17 protein-coding genes are annotated in these 22,482 nt (G+C 55.7%); 10 read left to right on the plus strand and 7 right to left on the minus strand.

Features of this window, described 5'->3' with window-relative positions:
* Positions 1 to 310: 310 nt before the first annotated feature.
* The 8 genes from QHG98_00005 (at position 311) to QHG98_00040 (ending at position 8,098) form a co-directional block, all read left to right on the plus strand.
* Entirely contained in the window at positions 311 to 616 is a 306-nt protein-coding gene (locus QHG98_00005) for a ferritin family protein (GenBank protein ID MDH7596115.1), read from the plus strand.
* Positions 617 to 733: 117 nt separating this feature from the next.
* Entirely contained in the window at positions 734 to 1,777 is a 1,044-nt protein-coding gene (locus tag QHG98_00010) for an mRNA surveillance protein pelota (GenBank protein MDH7596116.1), read from the plus strand.
* A gap of 235 nt (positions 1,778 to 2,012) precedes the next feature.
* Complete coding sequence (locus QHG98_00015) at positions 2,013 to 3,038, plus strand: hypothetical protein (protein MDH7596117.1); 1,026 nt, start codon at positions 2,013 to 2,015, stop codon at positions 3,036 to 3,038.
* Positions 3,039 to 3,146: 108 nt separating this feature from the next.
* Positions 3,147 to 3,791 (plus strand): DUF115 domain-containing protein, encoded by a 645-nt coding sequence (locus QHG98_00020; GenBank protein ID MDH7596118.1) that lies wholly within the window; start codon positions 3,147 to 3,149, stop codon positions 3,789 to 3,791.
* A 61-nt stretch (positions 3,792 to 3,852) separates the two neighbouring features.
* Complete coding sequence (gene aspS / locus QHG98_00025) at positions 3,853 to 5,157, plus strand: aspartate--tRNA(Asn) ligase (GenBank protein MDH7596119.1); 1,305 nt, start codon at positions 3,853 to 3,855, stop codon at positions 5,155 to 5,157.
* 504 nt (positions 5,158 to 5,661) lie between these two features.
* Positions 5,662 to 6,405 carry a phosphate ABC transporter ATP-binding protein PstB gene (gene pstB / locus QHG98_00030; GenBank protein MDH7596120.1) on the plus strand — a complete coding sequence of 248 codons (744 nt, stop codon included), beginning with the start codon at positions 5,662 to 5,664 and terminating at the stop codon, positions 6,403 to 6,405.
* 7 nt (positions 6,406 to 6,412) lie between these two features.
* Positions 6,413 to 7,081, plus strand: a complete 669-nt coding sequence (phoU, locus tag QHG98_00035; protein ID MDH7596121.1) for a phosphate signaling complex protein PhoU — start codon at positions 6,413 to 6,415, stop codon at positions 7,079 to 7,081.
* Between the two features lie 9 nt (positions 7,082 to 7,090).
* The gene (locus QHG98_00040) at positions 7,091 to 8,098 is read left to right on the plus strand and encodes a phosphate uptake regulator PhoU (protein ID MDH7596122.1); all 1,008 of its coding nucleotides are present in this window, start codon (positions 7,091 to 7,093) and stop codon (positions 8,096 to 8,098) included.
* Between the two features lie 353 nt (positions 8,099 to 8,451).
* On the opposite strand, the gene QHG98_00045 is transcribed toward QHG98_00040, so the two are convergent.
* Entirely contained in the window at positions 8,452 to 10,335 is a 1,884-nt protein-coding gene (locus tag QHG98_00045) for a GNAT family N-acetyltransferase (protein MDH7596123.1), read from the minus strand.
* 86 nt (positions 10,336 to 10,421) lie between these two features.
* Between QHG98_00045 and QHG98_00050 the strand changes: the two genes are divergently transcribed.
* Entirely contained in the window at positions 10,422 to 11,120 is a 699-nt protein-coding gene (locus QHG98_00050) for an FkbM family methyltransferase (GenBank protein ID MDH7596124.1), read from the plus strand.
* Between the two features lie 248 nt (positions 11,121 to 11,368).
* Positions 11,369 to 12,172 (plus strand): 2-amino-3,7-dideoxy-D-threo-hept-6-ulosonate synthase, encoded by an 804-nt coding sequence (locus tag QHG98_00055; protein MDH7596125.1) that lies wholly within the window; start codon positions 11,369 to 11,371, stop codon positions 12,170 to 12,172.
* A gap of 152 nt (positions 12,173 to 12,324) precedes the next feature.
* Here QHG98_00055 and QHG98_00060 read toward each other — a convergent pair whose 3' ends face one another.
* From QHG98_00060 to QHG98_00085, 6 genes are all read right to left on the minus strand, one after another.
* Positions 12,325 to 13,473: a molybdopterin molybdotransferase MoeA gene (locus QHG98_00060; protein MDH7596126.1), complete on the minus strand. Its 1,149-nt coding sequence runs from the start codon at positions 13,471 to 13,473 to the stop codon at positions 12,325 to 12,327.
* Between the two features lie 12 nt (positions 13,474 to 13,485).
* The gene (gene cobQ / locus QHG98_00065) at positions 13,486 to 14,988 is read right to left on the minus strand and encodes a cobyric acid synthase CobQ (GenBank protein ID MDH7596127.1); all 1,503 of its coding nucleotides are present in this window, start codon (positions 14,986 to 14,988) and stop codon (positions 13,486 to 13,488) included.
* A gap of 257 nt (positions 14,989 to 15,245) precedes the next feature.
* On the minus strand, positions 15,246 to 20,312 hold the full coding sequence (locus QHG98_00070; protein MDH7596128.1) for a PAS domain S-box protein: 5,067 nt from the start codon (positions 20,310 to 20,312) through the stop codon (positions 15,246 to 15,248).
* Positions 20,313 to 20,349: 37 nt separating this feature from the next.
* Positions 20,350 to 20,961 carry a cyclase family protein gene (locus QHG98_00075; GenBank protein MDH7596129.1) on the minus strand — a complete coding sequence of 204 codons (612 nt, stop codon included), beginning with the start codon at positions 20,959 to 20,961 and terminating at the stop codon, positions 20,350 to 20,352.
* Positions 20,962 to 21,603 carry a hypothetical protein gene (locus tag QHG98_00080; GenBank protein ID MDH7596130.1) on the minus strand — a complete coding sequence of 214 codons (642 nt, stop codon included), beginning with the start codon at positions 21,601 to 21,603 and terminating at the stop codon, positions 20,962 to 20,964.
* Positions 21,604 to 21,736: 133 nt separating this feature from the next.
* Complete coding sequence (locus tag QHG98_00085; protein MDH7596131.1) at positions 21,737 to 22,396, minus strand: hypothetical protein; 660 nt, start codon at positions 22,394 to 22,396, stop codon at positions 21,737 to 21,739.
* Positions 22,397 to 22,482: the final 86 nt, after the last annotated feature.

Here is a 22,482-nt window from a genome sequence, read left to right on the forward strand (position 1 = left end):
GCTGCTTCTTGCGGATGAGGGCAGGAGTGACAAAGAGATAGTAGATGTGCTGAAGGTTTGTGGGCTGGCAACAGGAACGAAATGCGATCCGCGCAACTGTACGGTGGAAGTTCAGCAAAGATAATGCCAGAGCAAAACCCAAACGACACTACAATACGGTTAAAAATTGATGTTACGGAGCAGTAGTAATTTTAACGAGCTTTAGAATACAAATACATATGATGGTTGGAGTTATTGAATCTGCCTGCCACTTCTCTGCTTTCCGATAACTATTTCCGCCAATCCACAAAAAAGAGGTTGGTGATTTTCGATGCCAGAGTTTGCCACACCGTTTGCGGGCATGGCCAGCGACAGGAAGCTCACAAAACAGGAGCTTGTGAGGGCGATAAGGTATGTCATCGCGGCTGAGTACGAGGCGATCCAGCTCTACACGCAGCTCGCGGAGTCAACAGATGACGATCGCGCGAGGGCTGTGCTGATCGACATCGCTGATGAGGAGGTTGTGCACGCCGGCGAGTTCCTGAGGCTTCTCAAGGAGCTTGAGCCGCGCGAGGAGGAGCTGTACAAAGAGGGATACGAGGAGGTCGAGGAGATACTGGCGAAGCTCAGAAAGTGATCATCTCATCCGGACGCCGGGTTCATGCGGGGCTCTGATCCGAGCTCAGAGCCCACTACCATCTGATCGGCTGCCGGGATCAGGCGTTGAGATCGATGCTCTTTGATGATGGTGTTTATGCGCGTCGTGAAAAGAAGCCTTCGCGGTGATGAGGGTGAGATCTCTCTGGTTGCTGAGAGCCTTGACGATCTCTGGCACCTGAAGCATCTCGTATCTCCTGGAGATCTGGTCTTTGCCACAACACAGCGCAAGATCTCCGGCGCGACGGACAAGCTCCGGCCGGAGAAGGCCGAGCGGAGGACTGTGCGGCTTGGCATCGCGGTTGAGGCTGTGGAGTTCCACACATACTCAAACTGGCTCAGGATCCATGGGGTGATAAAGTCGGGGGTGGATATCGGGTCTTATCACACGCTGAACATCGAGGCCGGGTCGGAGCTCTCTATAATAAAGAGATGGCGCCCTGACGAGCTCCAGAGGATCGAGGAGGCTGTGGCAGAGTCGAACCGGCCGCGGGTCGTCCTGGCTCTCGTCGAGGAGGGCGAGGCCACAATAGGCGTCCTCCGGCAGTTCGGCGTCCAGACCGTGGCCGAGATCAGGGGAGGGAGCGGGAAAGGCTCTGGATCCAGCGTGAGAGATGATTTCCTAAAAGAGGTCGCGGATCAGATTGCGAACTCTGCTGGCGATGATGCTTATGTTGTCCTGGCAGGCCCGGGCTTCACGAAGGAGGATCTCAGGAAGGTGATGGAGGCCAGGTACCCTGATCTCCTCAAGCGCCTCACAATGGATGATGCATCATCCACAGGAAGGTCTGGATTCCAGGAGGTTCTGAGAAGAGGAACGGTTGACAGGATCGTCGAGGCGAGCAGGATATCGCGCGAGACCAGGCTGATGGACGATCTGATGAAGGAGATAGCGACAGATGGAAGGGCAGCTTACGGCATCAGAGAGGTCAGGGAGGCTGCGAACTACGGCGCGATCGAGACCCTGATGATCACGGACAATCTCGTGCGGAGGGGCGAGATGGAGGAGCTGATAAGAGATGTCACTGGAGGGCGCGGCAGGGTTGTGATATTCAGCTCGGAGTTCGAGCCTGGAGAGAGGCTTGAGGCCCTGGGCGGGGTCGCTGCGCTGCTGCGCTTCAGGATTCCAGGAGCATCGTGAGTGCAAATCTGGGGTTCGGATATGCTGCGAGGTTCGATTATACTTGCTGCATTTGGCAAAGTTCGAGGTGCAATCTGGCATCCATCTCTGATCATGCATCTCAGTGCGAGATCTTCGGATGTCCTGTGCTCTGCTGGGGCGCTTCCGGCGTCGTTTCAATCAACAGATTAAAATAGGAGATTCACAGAAAAGATAACAGTTTCAGTCTGTATCGAATTTGGATGGAGGGAAAGATTTGAAGAGAGTCATACTGCTGCTTGCAGTTATGGTTATTATAGGGATGTCCTCAGTGCACGCCAAATATGGGCTTTCTACGGATTTACAGCCAGAGGGTTATAAGTACCCAGGGGAGAAGGGCGGATATCCCAACGAGGTCGCAGAGAAGAACGTGACCTTCAACTTCGAGCAGGACGTCCAGGGCAGCGGCTACTTCATGACATACAGGTATGCCAAGGCCGGCGCGCTCGCCTTCAAGGACTACGTCCATGGCTCGGGCTCCATAGACAACGAGTTCGTGATGTTCACGCAGGAGCTCGATAAGAACACGCACCCGATAGATGCCGACTGGGTCGACGAGAACGTCTCGTGCATCTCCGTGAAGGAGGACAACGTGATGGTCTACTCGCCGTACCAGTTCGCGATCGGCGCGGGCTACTACGCTGTGAACCCGCTCGTCTTCGACTCGCTGCTCAAGGAGAAGACCTGGATAAAGAACTACCGCGCAGGAACCTCGATGCACCATGAGGTCGAGTACGCTCACGGCATAGACAAGGAGCTTGAGGTCCTTGCGAAGGAGAAGTACTTCCACCAGTACGATCCGGTGTACGAGGGAGTGGGCTACACACAGATGAAGATCAACGAGCATGTCGACAACGGCAAGGTCCACTTCGGAGTGCTCCAGGCATCTTCAGATTACACAGCGAATGCGGCCGTGCCAGCATATCCAGGCACTGCACTGACCAGCAGCGCCCTGAGCGATATACGGGCTTACAAGAACCCGGCGATAGAGATCGATGAGGACTACTTCGGTACATACGACATAACCAAGAACATGACACTGAACGTGCCGTACAAGCTCACCCAGAAGAGCGAGGACTGGCTCCCGTGCTGCTCTGGCGGCTGGGCTGATATTCCGGCTGGACTGAAGAAGGGCTTCGGCTCGAGCGCTGAGGGCATATTCGACTGCTCCTGCCTCGCGAAGGCAAGGGCCGGAATGTACGGGCCGACTGATGTGAACCCGCCATTCAAGGCGTGGGCTTAGATAGGGATCCATCCCTATCCTTTCTGTTTTATTCTGAGCAGCCGTCTGCCGTTTCTCCTCCGGATTATCAGCACAAGGCTTTTTGCTTCTCCAATCAATTAAATGCAGATGCGCTTCGAGGAATGGGATAGGATATACAAGAGGATCCTTGCCGACTTCAGCTTCTCCAGATCCAGGGATGAGGAGGCGGCGCGCGTTCTCTCCTCTCTTCTCGATTCCATCGATCAGATCACGCTGGACGAGCTCAAGGATGCTGTTCGCGGCAGGGATGTGGTGGTGTGCGGCAACGCTCCCCGCCTGAGAGATGAGATCGGAGGAATAACTCCCTCGGATGTTGTCGTGGCAGCAGACGGCGCCACATCAGTGCTTCTTGAGCATGATGTGATCCCAGACATCATAGTGACAGATCTGGATGGATGCATTCCGGACATCATCGATGCCAATCGCAGGGGATCTGCGGTCGTGGTGCATGCGCACGGGGATAACATCGATAAGCTGAAGGAGCACGTGCCGCATCTCAGGCGTGTCCTGGGAACGACGCAGGCATCGCCGCTGGAGAACGTCCACAACTTCGGAGGGTTCACAGACGGCGACAGGGCCGTGTTTCTCGCACTCGAGTTCATGCCCAAAAGCATCAGACTGATCGGGTTCGATTTTGATGATGAGAACGTCACGCCCAGAAAGTCCAAGAAGCTCAGATGGGCGAAGGTGCTCCTTGAGATCGCGCTCGGACCCAGATGCACAGATCCCTGAGCATCAACGATTCCGGACTGCTTTTATACCCGGAGCCAATCTTTCGAAGGGTGAGATTCCATTGATTCTCAGAACTCATTATTCCGGTGAGATACGTCCGGAGATGGACGGATCAGAGGTCACGCTGGCAGGACATGTCCACGAGATCAGGGATCTTGGTGGAATATGCTTTCTCGTTCTCAGAGACAGGGAGGGGCTCGCGCAGGTGACGGTTCTCACAAAGAGGGCTGACCGAAAGCTGGTGGAGACTGTGCGCGGCGTGAGCAGGGAGAGTGTGGTTCTGGTTCGCGGCAGGGTCAAGGCAGAGCCGAAGGCGCCGAACGGCTTCGAGATCCTCCCTGAGGCTGTGGAGGTGCTCTCGAGAGCGGATTCGCCCCTGCCCCTCGATCCCACGGGTAAGGTCGGCGCGGAGCTCGACACCAGGCTGGATGCGAGGTTTCTGGACCTGAGAAGACCCGCATCGATGGCCGTCTTCAAGATAGAGTCCGCTGTTATGAGAAGCCTGAGGAACACATTCTATGAGAACGGATTCATCGAGGTCTGCACGCCAAAGATCGTGGCGACCGCGACTGAGGGAGGCACAGCTCTCTTCCCGATAAGCTACTTCGAGAGGGAGGCGTTCCTGAACCAGAGCCCGCAGCTCTACAAGCAGATGCTGATGGCCACGGGCCTCGACAGGGTCTTCGAGATAGGGCCGATATTCAGGGCTGAGGAGCATGACACAAGGAGACATCTGAACGAGGCGATATCTGTGGATATAGAGATGAGCTATGCGGATCACGAGGATGTGATGTCGCTCCTGGAGAACGCTGTCTCCTCGGCTTACAGATACGTCTTGGAGAGCTGCGATAAGGAGCTACAAATTCTGGGCGTTGAGCTTGATGTCCCGAAGACTCCGTTCAGGAGGATCACATACACAGAGGCACTCGAGATGGCCAGCGAATCCGGAAAGAAAAGCATGGAGTGGGGTGATGATATAGATACTGAGACCGAGCACTACCTGGGATCTGTGATCGGAGAGCATTACTTCCTGACGGACTGGCCGAGCTCTGTGAAGCCATACTACACACAGCCATATGATGATAAACCTGAGATCTGCAAGGGTTTCGACCTCATGCATCCCACGATGGAGCTTGCGAGCGGTGCGCAGCGCGTGCATGATTACGATCTCCTAGTCAGCAGAATAAAGGAGAAGGGTCTGAACCCGGAGAGCTTCGAGTTCTACCTCAAGCCGTTCAGGTACGGAATGCCGCCACATGCAGGCTGGGGGCTGGGGCTGGCGCGTCTCGTCCAGACCATGCTCGGGCTTGAGAACATCAGGGATGCGGTGCTCTTTCCAAGAGATCGGAGGAGACTGGTCCCCTGATAAAAGGAACATGCTCAATACGTTGAGGTAAATTGCCCTCTTGGCGGATTCTGGATGAACAACTATGCCCGATGATAGCGGCTTCACTTGATCAGTAACTCAAGTACGCTCACGATATTGAGCAAATACGATAAAAGCTCTCTCTTCGTTTCCGGGCATGAGCGAATTGCATCTCAAAACCGCGCGCCCCTGAGGCATTGCAGGTGGAAATGCATTTGCTGCGGTTTTGAGACCACATCGCTCCCGTATCCTGCGGTCCATTCTGTGCGTCTGATTGCTCCTCGCTGAGAATACCAGATCGGTGGTGTTTGTGTTGTTTACGCTCAGGCGTGATCCGGTCCTCGCAGCATCTCTTCCAGTGGCCGGCATTCCGAACCGGCGAAAATATAAATAGATCCCGGAAGCCCAGTATCTTCATTTAACACAGGAGATCACCGGATGTCCCATGCGGTCAGCGTGCCTGTCCCGCTCAGCATGAACCGTGGGCGGCAGGAGGTATCTTGCTTGTTCAAGATAGAGTCGAGGAACCTATCGCTCTGGTACGGGAATAAGCAGGCTCTGAAGAACATAACCCTGGGGATTCCTGAGAACAAAATAACGGCTCTCATAGGCCCATCGGGATGCGGAAAATCTACGTTTATCAGATGCATCAACAGGATGAACGATCTCATATCAGGCGTCAGGATCGAGGGAGAGATCCTGTACGATGGGAAGAACATCTACGATAAGGACATGGATGTCGTCTCTCTCCGAAAGAAGATAGGCATGGTCTTCCAGAAGCCAAACCCCTTCCCGATGTCGATCTACGATAACGTTGCATACGGCCCGAGGATTCATGGATACAGGAACATCGACAGGATCGTGGAGCAGAGCCTGAAGGACGCCGCGCTCTGGGAGGAGGTAGAGGACAGGCTAGATCAGCCGGCCATGGGTCTGAGCGGTGGGCAGCAGCAGAGGCTCTGCATAGCAAGGGCGCTGGCCATGAGACCTGAGGTCCTGCTCTTCGACGAGCCATGCAGCGCTCTCGATCCAATATCGACAGCACGCATAGAGGGGCTCATGGAATCGCTCAGAGGAAGATACACACAGATCATAGTGACGCACAACATGCAGCAGGCTGCGAGGGTCTCTGATTACACCGCATACTTCTACATGGGGGAGATGATAGAGTTCGGGGAGACGAAGCAGATCTTCGAGAATCCCAGGGAGAGGAGCACAGAGGATTACATCACTGGAAGGTTTGGTTAGCTTTGGGGTGGGGGTTTTGAGTCCGTACAGGGAGAAGTACCACAGAGATCTGAACGCGCTCAGGACGATGACGAAGGAGCTCTCAGATCTCGTCTCCTCCTCGATAGAGAGATCTGTGGAGGCGCTCTGCAGGAACGATGCCATCCTGGCCAGGGAGGTCGTTCAGGGCGACTACGCGGTTGACGATCTGAGCGTGAAGCTGGAGAGCAAGTGCATGGAGCTCCTGGCCCTTCAGCAGCCAATGGCGAAGGACCTGAGGATGATAATCGGCATACTTAAGATCGGGATAGATCTCGAGCGCGCAGGAGATCTCGCCGTGGACATAGCCAGGGCCGTGATCCAGACAAAGGACAGGGATCATATAGAGAAGCCAGACGGCCTCTCGAGGATGGCACGCATCGCGGTTGAGATGCTGTCAGGGGCGATGGAGGCTCTCGAGAGGGGTGATCCAGAGATGGCGAGGAATGTGACGAGGCATGATTACGAGATCGATTCTCTCTACGTAAAGGTGCGTGACGCGCTGATGATGATGACGGCTGAGAACATGAGCCTCATGGACCGGACGATTCCAATGCTCATGGTGAACAGGCACCTCGAGAGGATCGGGGATCACATCTGCAACATCTGCGAGTCCATAGTTTATATGATCGAAGGGAAGAGAGAGCATCTGAATTAAGAGATCTACATGGAGACGAGAAAGGTTCAGAGGACCGGGAAATCGACGTTCATAGTCTCACTCCCCAAGGGCTGGGCGGTGAGAAACGGCATAAAGCCCGGATCCATAGTGTACATCACACAGGGGGATAGCGGGGATCTCATACTCTCACCTCAGCGGACGAGCCAGAATCTGAAGGTGAAGCTTGACATCGGGGAGAAGTCGGGAGAGGCGCTGATCAGGGACATCATCGGATGTTATCTGTCAGGGTACAGAACGATCGAGGTGGTCTCCACCTACATGACGCCGGAGCAGAAGAGGGACATACATCAGATCGTGAGCAAGCTGATCGGTCCCGAGATACTGGAGGAGACCGGTAACAAGGTTCTCATCCAGGATCTTTTGAACTCTGAGGAGCTCCAGTCAGACAGGGCTCTCAGGCGGCTCAGGACCGTCGTGAGGTCGATGATACAGGATGCGATCGACTCTCTGATAGGGATGAAGAAGAGCCTCGCAGAGGATGTCATACAGCGCGACGATGATGTGGATCGCCTCAATCTTCTTGTATCGCGCCAGTTCACCGAGATGCTCAGGACCGGCGCGCTCTCGCAGAGCTCTCTAGACGTCATCACGGCCTTCAACTACGCGCTCGCTGCATCCAACCTGGAGAGGATCGCAGATCACGCACACACCATAGCAGCTCTGGTGATCGAGCACAGCACGCCTGTCCCTGAGGACATGGCAGTTGAGCTCTCGAGGATCTCCGCGATCATTGGCGGTCTCATAGATGAGGCCATATCAGCACTGCTAAACAGAAACACAGAGACAGCTAACTCGATAATAGAGCGGACGAAGGAGATACGCAGGGAGGCGATGAGGAACCTGGAACCCATCATATCCAGCTCATCGGCGGAGAACCAGGAGGAGATCATGATGAGAATGGTGGTATCAAGCAGCATCGCGAGATTCCTGGATCACATAAAGAACATCGGCGAGTTCACCATCAATATGACACACGCCCAGCTTCACAACCATTGATCTGCCCTGGCGTTTTATCCGGCCGCGATACCCTGAGCAAAGCTGGCGCAGATGATGGCATCCGCCGAATATGCCCAATGCGTTGAGGTAAATTGCCCCTATTGGCATATTTCTGGATGAACGACTGTGCCATAGGGACTTCACTTGATCGGTAACTCAAGCGCTCTTATGTATTCAGCAACTTGAAGGACATGCAGGCTGGTTGCTGAATGAACTCATTCGCTCGCCACGAGCGCACAGCGTGACTGGTGCCTCTTCGGGCAAGTTATCAGATGGATAAGAGCGAACTCAAGTACGCTCACGATATTGAGCAAATACCATCCAACCATCGCAGCCCTTCAGCTGGCAGGTTGTCACAGGTAAATCTTAACCGAATACACACCCCCCTCCAGCTTCCTCTCAGTCCGGAGGTTGAGCCGCTCGAACATCCTCAGAACCGCCTGGTTCTCCACAAGAACCTCAGCGTTCAGATAGAACAACCCCTGCTTTCTCGCCAGGTATACCAGATACGAGAGGATCTCCATGCCCACACCCTTTCTCTGATAGTCATCTCTGACGACTATGGCCACCTCTGCGGTATGCGTTCCCTCCGCGATGCTGTACTGTCCGAGGCCGATCACCTCCTCTTTGTCATCCTCCTCGATCACGGCGAGAATTACCATCTCTCTGGTGTAATCTATAACAACAAAATCCTGAAGCTGCTTGTGGCTCATGCCCTTGCGTGCTGATGCGAAACGCTGGTACATCGTCTCGTCTGATAGAGAGTAGAAGAAATCCTTCAGGAGCGGCTCGTCTGTGATCCTGACCGGCCTGAGAAGTATGTTGATGCCGGTCTTCGTCGTTCTGTACGTCTCCAGGTGCTCCGGGTACTCGCCCTTCTCGCCGGGTATGAACTGCTGGTCCGCATAGATGAGCGAGAGCCGCTTCGCCTCCTCTAAAAGCCACGGCCGGAACTTCGGGTGCGCCAGGGCTATGAGATCCATCGCACGCTCCCTGACGTTCTTGCCGTGGAGGTAGGCGATCCCGTACTCTGTGACCACATAATGCAGATCCCCTCTCGTCAGTGTGACCCCTGCGCCCTCCCTGAGCATCGGAACTATCCTCGATATCCTCCCGTTCTCAGCGGTCGATGGCAAAGCGAGAATCGCCTTGCCCCCGGGCGAGAGGACCGCGCCGCGCATGAAGTCTGCCTGGCCTCCAATGCCGCTGTGGAAGAACGTTCCGAGAGACTCGGCTGTCGCCTGGCCTGTGAGATCGACCTCCATCGCGCTGTTGATCGATACCATGTTCCGGTTCTTCGCTATGATGAGAGGATTGTTCGTGTAATCGATCGTCTTGAACTCTATCGCCGGATTATCATGTATGTACTCGTACGTCTTCCGGGTGCCCATGCAGAACGAGGCTATGGTCTTGTATCTGTCTATGCTCTTCATCGAGTTATCAACAGCCCCTACCTTCATGAGCTCTATGAACCCATCTGTCAGAAGCGATGTGTGAATGCCGAGATGCTTCTTGTGCTTCAGGTTTGCGAGGACCGCGTTCGGTATCATTCCGTAGCCGGCCTCGATCGTGGATCCGTCCTCCACTATCCGCGCCACATACCTTCCAATCTGCTGGGCCAGCTCTGTCGGCACGCTCTCCACGTACTCCAGGAGAGGCTCGTCGTGGGGTATAACAAAGCTCACATCATCCATGTGGATGAAGCCGTCTCCCTGGACCCTGGGCATGTTCGAGTTTATCTGTGCTATGACAACTGACGCTCTCTCCACAGCAGCCTTCACGATGTCAACGCTTATCCCCAGGTTCAGGTAACCGTGCCTGTCCGGAGGTGTTGTCTGTATTAACGCGACATCTATCGGTATGCGCCCCCTGTCTATCAGATCAGGTATCGCTGAGAAGAATATGGGGGTATAATCCGCGAGCTCCTTGTTCACAGCATCGCGCGTGCTTCTCCCGATGAAGAATGTGTTCAGCCTGAAGTTCTCCCTGAACTTGATGTCTGTGTATGGAGCAGCGCCCAGCGTCCATACGTGAAGTATCTCAGTGTCGAAGAAGGCCTTCGGATGCTCCCTAACGTAGTCGGCGAGCGCCTGGACCAGGAACTGCGGCTCGCCGCAGCCGGTGCCTATGAAGATCCTGTCGCCCGCGTGTATGTGGCTGAACGCCCTCTCCAGCGAGACGAACTTTTCAGGCCACTGCGCCCTCAGATCACTGTAGTAGTGCTCCATGATCTCCATAAGCTTCCCCCAGGCTCAATTAAAGGCTGACTTAATTAATTTTACCTGCAGAGGATTTATGCGCCCATACAGGCAGATGTATCTCCATGGATCTGGATCGTCTTGTGCTGGGCGCAGAACTCCCAGATGGTGTTCTGATCAGATTCCGGCCGTTCTCCGAGGGGGACGCTGATATGATAAGGGACGTATACCAGCACAGGCACTACGATCTCCTGGACATACGCCCGGGCGAGGTGGTGTTTGATGTTGGCGCGCATATCGGATCGTTCGCGTTAAGAGCTGCAGGGATGGTGGGGGAGGATGGCCTTGTGGTCGCGGTGGAGCCGGAGCGGAGCAACTACGAGCTTCTCAGGATGAATTCGGAGGGAATGGATAGCATCATTCCACTGCGCATGGCTCTGTCTGATTTCAGGGGAACTGGCAGGCTATTTCTTGCAGAGGGGACAGTTGCTCACTCCCTGGTCTTCCGCAGAAGCACCTTCTGGGATGAGGTTCCTGTCAACACCATGAACGGTCTCATCGAGGAGCTTGGGATCGGGCCGGATGTGGTCAAGATCGACGCTGAGGGTGCTGCGCTGAAGATCCTGAGCTGTGCTGATAGAATGCGCTGCAGGAAGATCGCGATCGCAGCGTACCACTTCCCTGCTGAGGACCTCCAGGTCGCAGGCAGGCTGCGATCGATGGGTTTCATGCCGAATATAATCCATGTGAGGGCGAGCGTATACAGAAGCCCTTTCGCCCCAAGCGTGCCCATAGTCACGGGCGAGTGGAGGGGAAACGTCTGAGATCTGAGTCATGCGAAACTCAACAGGAACGTCTGCAGGTCGAGTACGAGAGAGATGACGCTGAAGAAGTGCAGCTGAGTCATGCGGATCTAAACAGAAACGCCTGCAGGATCATGTGAAAACGTCCTCAGATCCTCTAAGCCTCATCTCCGGGTCATTCCAGGGCAAAGCATATCTCTGACTCTGACCGCCATCTTTTTATATATGACATTTGTTAGCATGTACCACGTTAACACTAGGAGATAGCTATGAGCGAGATTGGCAAACGTGTTCGTCTGGAAAGAATCATGGACAGGGACAGCGGGAACACCGTGATAATACCTCTTGATCACGGGATATCGGTCGGCCCGATACAGGGGCTTGCAAACCTGCCCGAGATGGTCGATAAGGTTGCAAAGGGCGGAGCAAATGCGGTGCTCCAGCAGAAGGGCATGGTCAGGCATGGGCACCGTGGCTACGGCAGGGATATAGGCCTGATCGTGCACATGTCCGCCTCCACGTCTCTAGGTCCTGATCCGAACAACAAGGTCCAGGTCGCCATGGTGGAGGAGGCGATAAAGCTCGGAGCGGATGCGGTGAGCGTCCACATAAATATCGGCTCTGAGACCGAGGCGGAGCAGCTCCACTTCCTCGGGATGGTCTCGGAGAGATGCGACTTCTGGGGCATGCCGCTGGTCGCGATGATGTACCCCCGCGGCAAGGATATAACAAACCCGAACGCTCCGGATGTCGTGGCGCACGCCGCCAGGGCAGGCGCAGAGCTCGGGGCTGACATCATAAAGACGAACTACACCGGATCTCCGGATAGCTTCAGGGAGGTTGTGGCAGGCTGCCCTGTGCCTGTGGTCATTGCAGGCGGCCCGAAGACAGCGACGGACCTTGAGTTCCTGCAGATGATCGAGGGCGCGATGAAGGCAGGTGCGAGGGGTGTCGCCATAGGCAGAAACGTCTTCCAGCACAGGGATCCGACCCGCATGACCAGAGCGATATGCGCGATAGTGCATCATGGGAGAAGCGCAGAGGAGGCTGCGAGAATACTGAGCGAGATCTGACGCGCGGGAGCTGATGTGCGGATCTCCGGCGATTCGTCGATGCCTCCTGATGGGGTCGGGGACGTGTTGAAAGCGTGGATCCTGGATTCATCCCGCTGGGCAGTGCGCCTGGAATCTGCGTTCCTTGGGGAGATCTCTGCGGGGATCTCCTCTCACTCGAATATATGCACCTCGACCTGCTCCCCCACGTCCAGCCCCTCAAGATCCTCAGGCACCAGAACGAAGCCGTCAGCCCGCGCGACCGAGCTCAGTATGCCTGCGCCGCTGATCATTACCGGATCAGCGACCCCGTCCTTCAGCGAGACCCTCGCGAAGGTGATGTACCCTGGCCTGGAGGGGATCTTTCTCGAGAGCATCGCATCTCTTCTCCGAACATCATCTCTGAGATGCGCAAGTCTCTTCACCGCGGGCCTCACGAGCAGGTACAGTGAGGCCAGGGCAGCCACAGGGTATCCCGGCAGGCACACAACCGGCGTGCCGCTGACGGATCCAACAGCTGTGGGCCTTCCAGGGCTCAGCCTGATGCCGTGAACCATCAGCTCGCCCATCTCCTCAAGCACGCCCGGCGCATAATCTCTATCACCTACAGAGGTCCCACCTGAGATCAGTATCAGATCAGATCCCAGGTATCTCTTTATAACACGCTTTATCGAATCCCGGTCGTCCGGTATCACGCCGGAGAGCTGCGGCTCGCCGCCCCAGAGCTTCACGTAACTGCATATCATGATGCTGTTGATCTCCCGCGCCTCGCCCGGCGCCGGCACGCTGCTCCTGGGAACGAGCTCGTCCCCGGTTGGGATAACAGCGACACGCGGTCTGGTGAAGACATCCACCTCGCCAATGCCGACCGCCCCGAGAAGCGCAAGGTCAGGAGGCCTGAGCCTGTGCTCCCGGCCGAGAACCACATCCCCGGCTCTTACATCCTCACCGACCCTGGAGACGTTTCTGTAAGGGGTGAGCTCGGCTGTGACCTCAAGGACGCGGCCGCGCAAGAACGAATCCTCAAGCATCACAACCGCATCGAACCCATCTGGGAGAGCGGCGCCGGTCCTCACCCTCACGTGCTCTGTGATCTGAACGGGCGAACTCTGAGATGCCCCGCGTGTCTGCTCTGATCTTACAGCATATCCATCCATGGCGGCCCTGTTGAACGACGGCAGATTCTCCGGCGACAGAACATCGGATGCGAGAACCCTTCCGCATGTCTCCTCGATCGGGATTTTCTCAATCTCATCTACAGGAGAGCAGAGATCCAGGAGCCTTTCAAGGGCGTAACCGACAGAGGACAGTTTTCTGAACATGTCTCACCGGCTTTAATGCATCTGTGCTGCATTTCCGTCTGCAGGCTTGCTCTCATTATCTGTTGACACATCCAGCTCAAGCATGCTCAGTATACTCTTCACATCAAGATGCCTCTCCACAGCCTTCGCCAGGGCGTCAAAGCCGTCGCTGCGTGAGACCTCCTGGCGCCTGAGCCCCCTCCGCTCGTAGAGGTAATCGAGAAATGCGTTTCTGAAGTTCTCGTTCTCGAATAGGCCGTGGAGGTATGTGCCCATCACCAATCCATCCTTTGTGACAGAGCCATCATCTCCGAACGCGCTAACCTCCCTCGAGTCCGTGATACCCATGTGTATCTCGTATCCCTTTACATGCTCCCCTTTTATCCTCCCCAGTATCGGGCCGTCTCCTGTGACCTCCTTTGTGACCTGAACGGTTCTCTTCTCGTATGCATCGAAGCGGGTCACGGCATCGATGAGCCCCAGCCCCTGGACGGATCCGCAGATATCCTCTATCCCGCAGTCGATTATCTCCTTCCCCAGAATCTGATACCCTCCGCAGATGCCGATAATCGGAACGTTCCTCAGGGCAAGAATCCTGCGATCCATCCCGTACCTCCTCATCTCAGCAAGATCTGATACGGTGTTCTTTGTGCCCGGTATTATCACTGCATCCGGATTTCCGAGATCATCCCTCAGATCGACGTACCTGACCCTGGCGTATCGCTCCAGCGGCTCGAAGTCTGTGAAGTTCGATATCCTGGGGAGCCTTATGATCGCTATCTCCGGCAAATCCTCTTTCTGTGAGATTCTCTTGTCAGAGAGCGATACCGAATCCTCGGAGGGGATCTCCAGATCCAGGTACGGAAGGATCCCGAGCACAGGGATCCCTGTCATCTCCTCCAGCATTTTTATACCCGGCTGAAGTATTGCGGGATCCCCGCGGAACTTGTTTATGACCAGCCCCTTAACCAGATCTCTGATCTCGGGCGGCAGGAGCTTCACAGTCCCGTAAAGGCTCGCGAAGACCCCGCCCCTCTCGATGTCCCCCACAAGTATTACGGGGGCTCTGAGCCTGGATGCGACGTATATGTTCGCGATATCCCTGTCGAAGAGGTTTATCTCAGCCGCCCCTCCCGCCCCCTCAACGATGATGTAATCGTAATCCCTGCTCAGCTCCTCGATCGCGGAATCGACGATCTCCTTCAGGCTGTCTATATCCTTGTAGTAATCAGCAGCCGACTTGTCTGCCACCGGCCTTCCCATTATTATGACCTGAGATGTCCGGTCACCCTTTGGCTTGAGCAGTATGGGGTTCATGAGCACGGACGGCTCCAGGCCGGCTGCCCATGCCTGCACAGCCTGGGCTATCCCCATCTCTCCGCCTGAGGATGTCACCCACGAGTTCAGGCTCATGTTCTGGGACTTGAACGGGGCGACGCGAAGACCGCGGTTTTTGAGCATCCTGCACATGGCGGTTACCAGTATGCTCTTTCCTGAGTGGGATGTTGTGCCCAGAATGATCAGGTACTTAGTCATCCAGCAGACCTCTCGAGATGGTTGTATTTGTCACTTCGCTCATCCATTGGCAGCGCTGTGTGCAGTTGCGGGGAACACTCGCTGCGCTGGATCTTCTCAGCCACGAGCCAGAAATCCTGACCTTTGCGGCTGAATCCGATTCCCTCCCGGGAGGCGTAAAGACCGCTGGCTGCAGGAGTTTCTGGAACCCAATCTGGACATTGCGTGACACGCGCATGCTTCTCCGAAGCTGATGGCACGGGCGCTGGCAGGATGTCTCACCCTGCAATCCTCTCCAGCTCTCTCCTGACCCTCTCGAACTCCTCATCCAGAGCCCTCAGCCTTTCCCCCACCTCATCAAGCTTCGCCTCTCGCCCGAGCGCCTCGATCTCCGCGCATATCCTGGACAGGCGCAGCGCCCCTATGCTCGCGCTTGCCGACTTCATGCTGTGGGCTGCCCTGTGTAGCGCATGCGGATCATTTTTTTCAAGGGCCTCATGCATCGATGCTATCCTTGATGGGGCGTTGCTCAGGAATATCGCTCCCAGCTCCGCAACCACATCCGGCTCGCCCGCCTCCTGGAGCTCCCTGAGCCTGGACAGCGTCGAGCGATCCAGAACACCCTTCACATTCTCGATCGCTGCCTTCAGCTTCTCCATTGTCACAGGCTTGCTTATGTAATCGTCCATTCCCGCTGCGATGCACCTCTCACGATCTCCCTCCAGCGCATAGGCTGTTATCGCCACGATACGTGGTCCTTCATATCCCTTCAACTCCCGTATTCTCCGGGCCGCCTCCAGGCCGTCCATCTCAGGCATCTGCACGTCCATGAGCACGAGATCGTAATCGCGATGCTCGAGGGCGCTTAGAACCTCAAGCCCGTTACGCGCTGTATCCGCCCTGTAGCCGAGATGCGAGAGCATCATGAGCACCACCTTCAGGTTCACCGGATTGTCCTCGGCGACAAGGATCCTCAGGTCGCGCTCCTCGACCTCATGAGGTGCGTCGGCCTCCTCTGCCCCCGTGACTGCGATCATCGCTGAGATCATCTGCGAGTGCTTCACAGGCTTCGGGATCGCCGGCGTATCGGGCGAGACGCTTGGCTTCAGCAGATCCGTGATCGCGAGAACCCGTGAGCCCGGCATGGCAGATTTTATTCTCATGATATCGCTGCCGTCAGCAGATTCTGCGATCACAAAATCGAAGTTCTCCCTGAGAAGAGAGTCATCCAGGAAGGGCGCATCCACGACATCGATCCTGTAAGAGCAGAGCAGCGTTTTTAGCACACTTCTGGCGGTATCGTTTCTGTAGATCAGCAGGGCGCGCCTTCCCTTCAGCATATCGCTCCTTTCCTGTGGTTGCTCTGAGACCCTTGCTTTTATCGTGAAGTGGAATGTTGAGCCAGCTCCAGGGGAGCTCTCAGCCCAGATCCTGCCCCCCATCATCTCAACGAGATGTTTGCTGATTGCAAGACCCAGACCAGTTCCGCCGTACCTCCTTGTGATCGAGGAATCGACCTGGCTGAATGTCTGGAAGAGCCTGCTCATCCTCTCCGCAGGAATCCCTATGCCGGTATCCCTGACTGAGAAGTGCAGTTCTGACAGGCCCTCATCCATATGCAGGCAGCTCACCCTGAGGAAGACCTCGCCCTTATCGGTGAACTTGATCGCGTTCTCCAGAAGGTTGACCAGCACCTGTCTGAGCCTTGTGACATCTCCTATAACCAGCTCCGGCACATCCTCGTCTATGAGATAGATCAGCTCGATCTGCTTCTCGCCCGCTTTTACAGCGAGGATATCCATGCAGGTCTCGACGCACTCCATGATGCTGAACGGGCTCGAATCAAGCTCGAGCTTTCCATCCTCGATCTTCGAGAGATCCAGTATGTCAGCGAGCATCTCCAGAAGCGCACTTCCGCTGCTCTGTATTGCGCTGACGTACGACCTCTGCTCCGGGGTGACGCTTGTCCTCAGGAGCAGCCCTGACATGCCTATTATCGCGTTCAGGGGGGTCCTGATCTCATGGCTCATGTTCGCAAGGAACTCCGCCTTCGATCTCGCAGCCTCCTCAGCAGCCTCCTTCGCTTTTCTGAGGTCCTCAGCCGCTTTTATGTCTTGGGTCACGTCCTCGAAGATGCCCAGCCTCCCGAAGTACCTCCCGGATCTGTCGATGATATCCGTCGCGAAAACCTTTATCACCCTATCATCTGTTCTGATCTCGATCCCGGCCTCGTCGCTGCGGCCGTAGATCCCTCTGAGCGCTTCTCCTGCATCCGAATGCATCGAGCCTATCCGCGAGAAGAGATCGTTGCCATCAATCCTTCCGGATCTGAGATCATCCTCGAGATCCTCAACACCCAGAAGCTCGCAGAACCTGTGGTTGAGGTAAATACTCCTGCCCGTCTCTCTGTCGAGCACATAGAATCCGAAGGGTATGCTCTCGGTCATGGATCTCATCAGAAGCTCACTCCACCTGAGACGCTCCTCGGCGAGCCTCCTCTCGGTTGCATCCCTCTGTATCGATACCCAGTGGGTGATCTCGCCCCTGTGATCCCTCACAGGGAAGATGTTCAGCTCGACCCAGAACTTTGAGCCGTCCTTCCTGTAGTTGACGATCTCCTGGTTCGCAGGCATTCCCTTCCTGACCGCCTCAAGGATCTCCAGAGTCCTCGATCTGTCGGTCTCCGGCCCCTCAAGAAAATCCGGGTACCTTCCGAGCACCTCCTCTCTCCCGTATCCCGTCATCCTGGTGAACGCATCGTTCACGTAAACGATCTTGGGCATCCCATCAGATGGATCGGGTGCGGCTATGACGATCGCGTCGTTGCTGTTGACCACCGCTGACTCGAGAAGCCGCATCCGCTCTATGGCATCATTTTTCGCCACCGCCTCTCCTATGGTGCTGGCAGAGGCGACCAGGATCGAGACTTCGGCATCGGTCCACACTCTTTCGCAGGTTGTATCGTCGAATCCGACGATGCCCCAGAACCTCCCACCGACTGTGATCGGGACGATGAGTATGGATAGAACGCCATACGGCTCCAGGATCTCTCTCACCGGAGATGGAAGATCGCGCACAATGCCCTTTATGACCCTGCCAGAGCTCAGGACCTCGTACCATCCCGGGAAGAACCTGCTGTACGATAGACCCCTGAAGATCGGATCGTCTATCCAGCTCCTGATTCCATCCCTGCACCACTCGAACCTCAGGCAGAGCTGTGGCTCATCCCCCACCTGGTTCTCGAAGACGTAGACGCGGTCCACCTGTGAGATCAGCCCCAGAATCTGCATCGCCTCATTGATCGATGACTCGTAATCCTCTCCAGAGAAAAGACTGCTTATCGCAAGAGCAGATCCGGCAAGAAGATTGTCTCTCCTGAGCAGTTCCATCTCAGCAAGCCTGCTCTCGGTGATATCCCTCATCGACTCGATCGCGCCCACGATCCTCCCATCTCTGTCCCTGAGCGGAGAGGCCTTGACCCAGAGATATGCACCGCGTCCGTTGTAAAGCGATGGCACGTGGACGTGGGCGTAGAGCGTGTCTCCCTTCTGTTCAAGATTCTCATAAAGGGATGCGATATGCTCATCATATCTCATGACGAGATCTATGAGCATCGGCCTCCTGCATCCGTGGAACGGCAGGGCATAGGCAAAATCCCCCTTCCCGAGGATCTCGCTCTTCGATATCCCTGTCATCTCCTCCATGGCCCTGTTCCAGGCCACCACCCTGCCATCCGCATCTATGACAAGAGTCGCATCCGGAAGAAACTCTATTATCTCGAGAAGCCTCTGATTCATCGATTCGAGACGCTCCTTCGCGCGTCTGATCTCTGTTATATCATTCCCAACACACAGGATCTCCGTCTCCCCGCTCTCAGAGACGATTGGCTTGTTCGTCCATGCGATCCAGACGCGCTCTCCGCTCTTTTTCATGTTCTCATTCACATTCGTCCTGTAGTCCTCAGGCGCTTTGAGTATCTCTGCGATCATTCCTCTGAGATCCCTTCCTGTCGACTCGATCTCAGGGACGAGTGTGCCCATTACGCACTTCCCCAGGATCTCGCTCTCCGAGTAGCCGAAGAACCGCTGGGCGAACTCGTTGATGAACCTCACATTCCCTCTTTTGTCCATCCTCAGGATTATGCTGTTCGCGTTCTCGACGAGCTCCCTGTACCTCTCCTCGCTCCTGCGTAGGTTCTCCTCAGCAGCGCTTCTTGCTATCGCCCCGCCTATGCTGGCCACCCCAAGCATGAGTATGGATATCTCGTTCCAGCTCCAGGATCGCTCGCGCTCGCAGTCTTCGAACCCGATGAACCCCCAGAGTCTGTCCGCTATTGTTATCGGGAATATCAGAACTGACCGCGCGCCGCGGCATTTCAGCATATCCCTCTCCTGCGGAGGCATCTCGTCCACTATTCCATGGACAGGCCTGTCGTTCAGGAAACGCTCGCGCCAGCGCGGGATCACATCATAGCGAATCATCTCATCCAGGCTCGCGGGAACGCTGCCCCTCTCCCACCTGAACCTGAGCACAGCCTCATCCCCGGACTCGCTGTTCTGATAGATGTAAACACGATCGACATCAGCTGCGGATCCGAGGAACTCGAGCGCGTTCATCAAACTCCTCTCAAATCCATCCACTGTCAGGAGCTGGTTTGCAGCCATCGCGACGCCGGCGAGGAGCACATCTCTCTTCTGGATGTAATCCTCTTTCTCAGAGGGGGATAGGAAGACGCACAGCGTTCCATCGCCCTCGATCGGGCTGAACCTCCCCACCATCTCGATGCTCGAGCCGTCGATGGATCTGTACACCTGGACGCTCTCGGTCTCCTGTCTCATAGCCTGCCTGATTATCTCATCGATCTCCTCCCTGTCCTGCTCCATTATGTCATAGAGTGTGAGGGACTGGATCTCCTCCGGAGGGTACCCCAGCAGCTCCTGGAAGGCTGCGTTTGCATCGAGGATCCTTCTGCTTGCAGCCTCCACAAAAAAGACAGCCTCTCTGGATCTTTCGAGCGCGGCCCTGTACCACCGCTCCTCCCTTCTCTCCTCAAAAGAACCTGAGAGGTCGGAGATGATCATCAGCCCGCTGGAGCCGTCGGGATCCCTGAGGGGAATAACAGAGAGGGGCATCTCAGAACTGTAGCTGCCTATCCGCGCCCTGATCCTCGAGGTAGCATCAGATGCAACTGCGGAGGCCAGGCAGTCGCCGCATGATACCCCGAGGAGCTCATAGATGGATCTGCATCTCGAGATCCTCCCTGACAGCATTTCAGCGGTCCTGCTCAGGTATCTGAGACGACCTTTATCATCAAATACATATACTGCTGGTTTATCAGCATCCATACCATTCCCTCATGAATTCGACCTGGAGACGGAGATCTCAGAGGATCCACTGATGCCACTCAGCCGGAGCCAGGATGGCTCTGACCGGAGATGCCTCGGCGCCCTCGATCTTCAGCGGCATGCAGAGAAGCGTGTGCACGCCGGCTGGGACGCCTTCCAGATACAGCCCCTCCAGGATCAGCATGTCATTTGATAGCAGAAGCCTGTGCACGGCATCCTCCTCTGAGCTGTCCACTGAGAGAGCATCTGTTCCGATCAGCTTTAATCTGCGGTCCACACATGCTCTGGCGGCGCCCTCTGATAGGTATCCAGTGAGAGATCCTGTTCTGAAGATGACGCCCTCTGCGAGGGGGTTCAGACCCGATAGGTTCTCAGGAGAGACAACAGTCCCAGAGTCGATGAGATCCACCATCATGATCAACCTCTCGATGGGAATCTCATGAACGGATCTGCCGCCTCTGATGAAATGTGAGGGTGCGTCGATGTGCGTGCCTGCGTGGGCGCTGAGATGGAGCGCGGAGAGCGTGTAGGGGTCACCCCATTCCAGGCTTTTCAACACCTCTCTGGAGAACCCCGGATCTCCTGGATATACGGGCAGCATGCTGCTGATATTCTGTGTTACATCGTAAATTCTGATATGAGGAGGCATCTATCCCATCATCCCCATGCCGCCGGCTCCGCCCATGTTGATGCCCGGCGGAATCACACCCGCTGCAGGAGGCACGAGATGCGCCAGGGAGTGCACATCTGTGTACCTGCTCTGGGCGCCCGTGGTCTGCGCCTCAGAGGAGGCTGTGTCTGATGTGTTGTCAGATGCGATTGCGGATGCAGGCTGTGATGCACCAGCCTCTGACTGCGCCTCCATGACAGGCGTGTATCCAGAGGTATCCGGATTTATCAGGATCGCCTCGAAATCTCCGCTCTCAGCGTTTCCGATGCTGTCGGATCTGTAGAACGTTCCGCGCATCTCCTCGTCCGAGCAGCTCCCGATCAGCCTTATTTCAGCGATACCGCCACCTCTCAAGAACGTGATCGTCAGCTCCAGAGTGCTGTTGTTCATCGATCCCATAACAGCGCCGTTCCATGACTCCTCAGAGGAGCTGGCAGATCCGAAGAGCTGGCCCTCGAACTGATGGAGGACCATTGTCACGGCGTTCTGGCCGAGCGATACTCTCCATATACCCTCGAGGGCAGGCTGATCTGTGGTTGCGTTCTGAGCCAGCCCCTCGCCTGTGCAGAAAAAAATGAGTACGAACAGAAGGGCTGCATGATACCAGTGGCATCTGAGCATGGATAACAGGTCTATCTGCTAATATTAATTGCCATCGCAGGGCTAGGATCGCGGGCCGGCTTGTGTGATAAGCACATCTGCATGCCGGTCATGCCGTCCCCCGCGCCCTGGCCAGTGTCGGGTGAGATGCGGCTCACATGAAGAGCCTTATGTCGTTCACGGTCACTGTATAGAATGGATGCTGTGTATCGACGTATATGCGGTCTCCCTGATCGTAGATCGCCCATCCACCGCTGTTTATGTTCCCGTTCAGGTTCATGAAGCACAGCAGCCCGGGCAGGACAGGTGCGGGCTTGTCGTTGTCAGGATCCGAATCTCTGACCCTGGTTCCCGCCTGGAGCGTCATGTAACCTGTTATGCGCACATCACCTGCGTCGATCCTGCCGTACTCTGGACCGACGTCAAGGTAAACAGGGTCCACGATGCTGTATGCTCCGTCGCCATCAACATCGAAGTAGACAAGCTGCGCGCCGGTCATGCCACCGATGCCGAATGGTGTGAGCTTGTATCCGTAATCCTGATCACCTAGTCTGACCTGGCTTCCTGCAGGATATTGTCCAAAGGGCGTCAGCCTCACATCGTTCTCGTTGACCACATCATCTGAGGGATCCACATCGATATAAACAGGATCCGATATATCGAAGACCCCACGCATGTTTGCATCCGAGTAAGCGAACACAGGCGCGGATGAGAACGCGCTGAGTGCTCTCGACTCATCAGCATCGTATGGCAGGACCTTGGAGCCGTAGCTCGGGTCTGCAGCAGCTGAGCCGATCGCCATGAGCACAGCCATGAGAATGAGAAATCTCGTCTTTATACCCCCTTCACATGAAATATCATCATTACTTGATTTAAATTTTATCGTCATCCTCATAGAGA

The sequence above is a fragment of the Methanothrix sp. genome, from assembly GCA_029907715.1.
Taxonomy (GTDB): Archaea; Halobacteriota; Methanosarcinia; order Methanotrichales; family Methanotrichaceae; genus Methanothrix_B.